Source organism: Streptomyces sp. NPDC031418, from assembly GCF_055581605.1.
This window is the reverse complement of the sequence record NZ_JBVIJC010000001.1, coordinates 458,121-464,476: the sequence shown is the minus strand read 5'-3', so window position 1 is coordinate 464,476 and position 6,356 is coordinate 458,121. Positions and strand designations below refer to the sequence as shown.

The window sequence follows — 6,356 nt, the reverse complement described above, 5'->3', positions numbered from 1 at the left end:
TCCTGGAGCTTCCTCAGGTTCTGGTTGATGCCCCGTTGCAGGGAGTCGAACTCCTTGCCGGCCGCACCCTGCCAACCCGCCTGGACCATGTCGACGACCTGGTTCAGGGAACCGATCCGCTTGCTCAGTTCGACGTTGAAGGAGTCGATGTCCTTGGCCAGTTCTGTAATGCTGTCATGGCTGAAGTCGAACTGCGGCTTCGTCATCGCCTCTTGCCCCTCCTGTTGTCCTGATCGTGGCGACAGCCACCGGGCCGGGTCTGCGAGGAATCCCTGCCCGACCTGGCCGCAGCAGCCGCTGCCAAGTCCCCGTCTCCCCATGACTCGGAGGCCACGGGTTCAGCGGGAGGTGGTCAGAGCGACAGCGAGCCGCAGGCTACGGCAGCCACGTCGGACGGCGACAACACGGCGCTGTGGATCGGCCTGGGCATCGCGGCCGCAGCGCTTCTGGGAGCCGGCGTCGGTATCCCGGTCATCCGGTCCCGCCGAAGGCCGTTTCAGGTGTCTGACGACGAGGAGCAGCGCAGGGTTATGGCCCCGCTCTCGGTGTAAGTCGCGACCCACCCCGCCCTCAAGAACTCTTCCTGGTACCAGAACACCAAGGACGCCATGGAACAGCAATACAATTCCGGCTCCGGTGAAGGCGACCTGACGGATACGGATTGATTCATGGCGACGTCACATAAGGTTAAGCTCGACATTACACGTTCCGTCACCTTCCTAGCTGCCGCCTTGCTGCTGACCGGCTGCAGCGGGGGCACAGATAAAGGTGGCGACCAGTATCAGTCGACTGAGCAGGTGTGCGGTGGGCTGTCAGAGTCCGCAGCGCACACCCTGGAGACGGTCGCCGATACGAAGAAGTTCTCCAGCGAGCCGGCCGGAGGGTTCGACGTGCCTGCGAACGTCCATGGAGAGCTGAAGGGGACTCCCGCTCAGAAGCAGCACGTCTTGTGCTCGATAACCCCGGAGGAAGTACGCAACGAGCAACACATCAACCTTTCCTTCAAGGTCCTGCCCAAGCTTCCTCCGTCACCGGACAAGGGGCTGAGGGGCAATGTCGACTTCAAAGTCGGGTTGCGTGGACAGGCCTCTGACCTGGGCGCACACATGTTCTTCAGGTGCGGCCAGGCCGTTGTGGAAACGGACTTCCGTTATGCGCCGGCGAGCCGTGGGCTGGTGTCGTACAAGGGCAACATGCAGCTGCTCAACGAGGCGTCGTACAGACTCGCACAGCAGCTCGCCTGCCTCGGCAGCTCCGGGTTGGCCAAGGAAGTGAAGTGAGCCGTCGGAAGCGGTAGTGGACTGGACAGGCCACTGCGGAACTGGGCGACCCCGATCACGATGACAACTGGTTCGGCAAGGACCCGGCGAGCGCGGATTTCGGGGCTACGCGCTTCCGGACAGAAGCGGGGCCGAATCCGTTCACCCACTTTACAATGGAAGCCCATTCCAACTACTTCAACCCTGTGAAGGACCAGATGTCCGCCGACAGTATCGCCAACATCGTCGCCGGTAATCCTGGTGGGATCACTCCGGAGGCACGTCGATGAAAACGCGACTCGTCCTGGCTGCGGCGCTTCTCGCGCTCACTACAGCGTGCGGGCTGGTCGGAGGGGAGAGCGGGGCAGACGAAGGCAACGCGGCGTCACATATGAACATGCAAGAAGCGGCGGAGCAGGCCGACAATCTCCTTGCGGACACCCTGGATGCGATCAAACCGCCGGTGAAGTGGGCGCATGGGATCTCCACGGACATCAGCTGCACGGTGTCCAGGAGGATCTCCGTGACGACTGTCATCTCCCCCGAGCGGCGGGGGAACTTCCTAGGTGTCGTGGAGCAGTACTGGAAGAAGAAGGGATTCACGTACCGCGGCTCGAACAATAGCAAGACGAACCCCGAGACTTACTTCCTGACCCCGGATCAATTCCAGATCTCCCTGCTTTTCGGATACCAGGGACAGGCAGACTTCGAAGTGACCACTCCATGTGTGGAGAAGTTCGACGTCGCACCACCGAAGCCGAGGCCCGGTGCGCCGACGTACGACGGCTCGGAGCCGCCGTTGCCCAGCGAACACTCCGACTTCTGGTCCGCGACTTCTCCTGTCCCAGGCACCTCTTCGTCGGGTTGACCAGGAGCAGAGGAGAGAGGGAGGCAGCGCAAGCCGCGCTGCCTCCCTCTTGCGTGGGACAGGTTCAGCCCATCAGCATGCGGAAGCGCGCTGCGTTGCCCTTGTCCGTGTCCTGGTAGCCGATGACCGATTCGTCCAGGAGCTGGGCGACGCGGGCCAGTTTCTCCGTCATGGCGGCCATTTCCTGGGTGTTGCTGCGCTGGATCTCAGCGAAGGCCGTCTTGGCCTCGCCTTCCCAGGTCTCGGCCTTGACCTTGACGGCGCGCATCAGGGCCTCGAGGTGTTCGCTGAGGTTCTTCGCTGTGTTGCGGACGTCGCTCGCGGCCTGGGTGACGGTGTCGTAGTTGACCGCTGTCCGGTCGAAGCTGCTCGACATGTTCTTCGTTTCCTTTCCAGCGGTTCAGGAGTAGTTGACGCCGACCTGGCCGAGGATCTTGCTCTGGATGTCCCCGGAGTTGTCCACCTTGCGGATCTCGGAGATTCGCTCCTGCTCATGCGCGCTGAACTTGTTGGTGCTCATGCGCACGATCTCCTCCAGGTCCGACAGGTTGTCCTGGAGCTTCCTCAGGTTCTGGTTGATGCCCCGTTGCAGGGAGTCGAACTCCTTGCCGGCCGCACCCTGCCAACCCGCCTGGACCATGTCGACAACCTGGTTCAGGGAACCGATCCGCTTGCTCAGTTCGACGTTGAAGGAGTCGATGTCCTTGGCCAGTTCTGTAATGCTGTCATGGCTGAAGTCGAACTGCGGCTTCGTCATCGCCTCTTGCCCCTCCTGTTGTCCTGATCGTGGCGACAGCCACCGGGTCGGGTCTGCGAGGAATCCCTGAGGTGCCCGCCCGTGGGCAAGAGGTGCCACCGCTCCCCGCGTGCACGGACGCGGGAGCAACACCGCGCCGCCCCCGTGACGTACCACTGACGTAGTACCGGAAGCCACTCTAGTCATTTGATGTGTCGCTTCCAACTGCAAAGGCCACCGGCCTGAGTTCGGCTGAGACTACGCTGGTCGGTGGATTGTCGGTACGTGGGAAAGGTCGCTGCGGCATGGCTGAGACTGCTGAGGAGATCAAGGCTCGCAAAGAGCGCGAGCGGGACGAGCTGTACTCGCTCGACATCTCCGGCGTCGAGTGGCACTGCGCTCCGGGTACGGAGGAGCACGAGGAGCGCGTCGAGATCGCTTATCTCCCCGAGGGTGCCGTCGCCATGCGGTCGTCCCTGGATCCGGACACGGTGCTGCGGTACACGGAGGCCGAGTGGCGAGCCTTCGTGCTCGGCGCGCGGGACGGGGAGTTCGACCTGGAGCCGATGGAGCACAACGGTGGGCTCGCGGTCGGGGAGGGGGAGGCCGACAGCCGCCACTGAGGCCGGCTGCCGTTGAGAGCGGCAGGAGTGGAGAGCGGCAGAAGGTGAGGGGCGGCACGTGTGCCGCCCCTCTGTCGTGTCAGTACCGGTTCACACCCGCGCCGCTCAGTGCTGCTTCAGGCCCGCGCTGCCCACTCCCAGCGCCGACACCACCGGGTCCTTCGGGTTCTTGTCGTCGCGTTCCAGCATGCGGCGGGCGAAGAAGACCCGGCCGTGTTCGTAGACGATGTCCGAGTACTCGGGGTCGCTCAGCTCCCACTCCTCCTCCGGAAGGTGGAAGAAGAGGTACGGGGTCTCCTTGTCCGTCCGGGGGTTCCAGTCGACCACGGCCGCGGGCTGCACGGTGTCCAGGCTGGTGCGGTAGATGATCAGGTCGTCGCCGTTCATGCGGACCGGGATGACCGTCTGGAAGGGGCGGCCCTTGAAGGAGGCGGCGGCGGTGCCCTTCTGGACGTCGAAGGCGGTGATCTTGTTCGCGGGCTTGACGATCTCGCCGCTGTCCTTCGTCATGACGAAGATCCGGTCGCGGCCGACCACCATGCCGTCGCACTTGTCGATGTCGCCGAAGGTCGGGCCGGCGTAGTCGCGTCCGCACTTGGGGTCGTAACCGCGCAGCGAGATGGTGGCGAGCGGCTTGCCGTTCTTCGGGTCCAGGGTGATCAGGTCCGTGACGAGGGTGTCTCCGGCCGCGACGGCGAGCACCGGCGGTTCGGCGGAGGGCAGGTAGACGGCCTGGATGCCGCTGCTGACGTTGTACTGCCAGAGGATCTTGCCGGTACGGGGATCGATCTTCTCCGCGCGATAGGTGGCGGTGCTGGACTCGCCGCAGGTGACGAGGGCCAGCAGGCCCCGGCCGCCGGCGTAGCCCGTGTCATGGCACTGGGAGGTGGACTCGGTGGTGTTCCAGAGCCGCTTGCCGCTGTCCATGTCGTACGCCACCGAGCCGTGGTTCCAGGCGATGGCCACGACCCCCTGGGTCAGGGCGATGTTCGTGTTGGTGACGTAGGCGAAGTCGGCCGCCGGCATCTTCTGCTGCCAGAGCTTCTTGCCGGTGTTGAGGTCGACGGAGAGCACCTCGTTGCAGACGCCGCTCTTGCCGGTCTTGGCGGCCGGGGGCTGGACGACGACCGCGGTGCGGCCGTCGGCGGTGACGTCGCGGCTGACGGCGCAGATGTAGCCGCCGAGGTCGAGGGACCAGGCGGTCTTACGGTCGTCCGGGTTGGGCTCGATCGTGTAGCCCTGGATGGTGTGGGCGACGGCCTGCGCGAGGACCTTGCCCGTGGCCCAGGTGCCGGGTGCGTACCGTGGCTGGCCGGTGAGCTTGTCCTCGTAGTGGTGGACGACCATCTCGCCCTCGGGCGAGCCGGGGGCCTGTTCCACGGTCGCGCGTATCGCGTCGGGGGCCTGCTGGGCCGGCTTGGCGTCGGTGTGCCCCTTGGGCTCGCCGGACGAGTGGTACCAGTACAGGCCCGCGCCGAGGGCGAGGACGACGGCCACGACGGCGGCGATCGTGCCGACCGTGCGTCTGCGGCGTCTGGCCCGCGACTGGTCGGCCTCCAGCGCGGATTGGGTGTACATCGACGAAGGCGGGCCGAAGCTCACGCTGACAGATCCTTTCGATGGCGGCGGCGCAGATCGCGGGCCACTACAGCGGTACCGGCGATGACGGCGACCAGGACGGCGGTGACACCGAGTGCGTAGACGGCGTAGCGCTGGTTGCGCTCCTGCGGGGTCTCCGCCAGGGAGAACGGCGCTACGTCGGGTTCCGGTGCCTTGGACGGGCCGGGGTCGGGGGTCGGGGAGGACGGCGGGTCGCCGCTGTCCGAGTCCTGGACGGCGCGCACCGGGTCGACGACGCCCCAGCCGACGAAGTTGTCGTGGCCGTTGACGGAGCGCTCGGCCGTCTGCTCGATCCGGGTGACGATCTGGGCGGTGGTCCAGTCGGGATGCTTCTCCTTGAGCAGCGCCGCGACCCCGGCGACGAAGGGGGCGGAGAAGCTGGTGCCGTCGTCGGTGCACTGGCCGCCGCCGGGCACGGTGGAGGCGATGTCCACTCCCGGCGCGGCGACCCCGACGAAGGTTCCGGCCTGGGAGAACGGCGCGCGTTCGTTGTTACGGTCCGAGGCGGCCACGGCCAGGACGCCCGGGAAAGCGGCCGGGTAGGTGTTCTTGGGTCTGCCGTCCACGCCGTCGTTGCCCGCCGACGCGACCACGACCACTTTGCGTGCGATCGCGCGGTGTACGGCCTGGGCGAGGGCGGAGGTGTTGGACAGCGGCTTGGTCGTGTCCTGGGAGATGTTGATGACGTCGGCGCCCCGGGAGACGGCGTAGGTGATCGCCTGGGCCATGGTGTCGGAGTCGCCGCTGTTGTCGGCGTCGTTCTGCCGGATGGGGATGATGGTGGCCTTGGGGGCGAGTCCCACGAAACCGGTGCCCTTGTGGGGGCGGGCGGCGATGATGCCGGCGACTTTGGTGCCGTGTCCCACCTGGTCGTCGGTGGGGTCGCCGCCCTTGCCCTTGGCCAGGTAGTCGCGGCCGGCGGCCTTGTCCACGGCACCGGCGAGTTGCGGGTTCCGGTCGTCCACGCCGGTGTCGATGACGGCGACCTGTACGCCCTTGCCCTGGTCGGTGCCCTGCCACAGCTGGTCGAGCAGGACGCGTTGCAGCGCCCAGGGCGTGCCCTTGATCTGGTGGGCGGGGAAGGTGCACTCGCCGCTGCCGTCCAGCCGGAGGTGCGGGGCGGGCGGAGCGGTGCCGAGCGCGGTCAGCAGGGCGGCGGCGGTCAGCAGGGTCGCCTTCGTGGGCAGCACGCGTACGGCGCTCCTCTTCGCGTGTCCGTCGTGTCCGTCGGTCATGTCGGGCAGGGGAGG

Annotated in this window: 8 protein-coding genes; 3 read left to right on the top strand and 5 right to left on the bottom strand. The window is 66.2% G+C overall.

Annotated features, from left to right (window positions below; all coding sequences use genetic code 11):
- Positions 1-206 (bottom strand): WXG100 family type VII secretion target (locus ACZ5CZ_RS02060; RefSeq protein WP_468938381.1); only part of this gene is annotated, 206 nt, incomplete at its 3' end.
- A gap of 462 nt (positions 207-668) precedes the next feature.
- Here ACZ5CZ_RS02060 and ACZ5CZ_RS02055 point away from each other — a divergent pair.
- Positions 669-1,280, top strand: coding sequence for a hypothetical protein (locus ACZ5CZ_RS02055; protein WP_468938379.1), 612 nt, complete (start codon positions 669-671; stop codon positions 1,278-1,280).
- A 265-nt stretch (positions 1,281-1,545) separates the two neighbouring features.
- Positions 1,546-2,127, top strand: coding sequence for a hypothetical protein (locus tag ACZ5CZ_RS02050; RefSeq protein WP_468938377.1), 582 nt, complete (start codon positions 1,546-1,548; stop codon positions 2,125-2,127).
- Between the two features lie 64 nt (positions 2,128-2,191).
- On the opposite strand, the gene ACZ5CZ_RS02045 is transcribed toward ACZ5CZ_RS02050, so the two are convergent.
- Together ACZ5CZ_RS02045 and ACZ5CZ_RS02040 are read right to left on the bottom strand one after the other, a co-directional pair.
- Entirely contained in the window at positions 2,192-2,503 is a 312-nt protein-coding gene (locus ACZ5CZ_RS02045) for a WXG100 family type VII secretion target (RefSeq protein WP_385839593.1), read from the bottom strand.
- Between the two features lie 24 nt (positions 2,504-2,527).
- Positions 2,528-2,884: a WXG100 family type VII secretion target gene (locus ACZ5CZ_RS02040; protein WP_385839594.1), complete on the bottom strand. Its 357-nt coding sequence runs from the start codon at positions 2,882-2,884 to the stop codon at positions 2,528-2,530.
- A gap of 284 nt (positions 2,885-3,168) precedes the next feature.
- On the opposite strand from ACZ5CZ_RS02040, the gene ACZ5CZ_RS02035 reads away from it, so the two are divergent.
- Positions 3,169-3,486: a DUF397 domain-containing protein gene (locus ACZ5CZ_RS02035; RefSeq protein ID WP_385839598.1), complete on the top strand. Its 318-nt coding sequence runs from the start codon at positions 3,169-3,171 to the stop codon at positions 3,484-3,486.
- A 105-nt stretch (positions 3,487-3,591) separates the two neighbouring features.
- Here the strand turns inward: ACZ5CZ_RS02035 and ACZ5CZ_RS02030 are convergent, their stop codons facing one another.
- Complete coding sequence (locus tag ACZ5CZ_RS02030; RefSeq protein WP_468938372.1) at positions 3,592-5,064, bottom strand: outer membrane protein assembly factor BamB family protein; 1,473 nt, start codon at positions 5,062-5,064, stop codon at positions 3,592-3,594.
- Between the two features lie 20 nt (positions 5,065-5,084).
- Positions 5,085-6,341: a type VII secretion-associated serine protease mycosin gene (mycP, locus tag ACZ5CZ_RS02025; RefSeq protein ID WP_468938370.1), complete on the bottom strand. Its 1,257-nt coding sequence runs from the start codon at positions 6,339-6,341 to the stop codon at positions 5,085-5,087.
- Between the last annotated feature and the right edge of the window lie 15 nt (positions 6,342-6,356).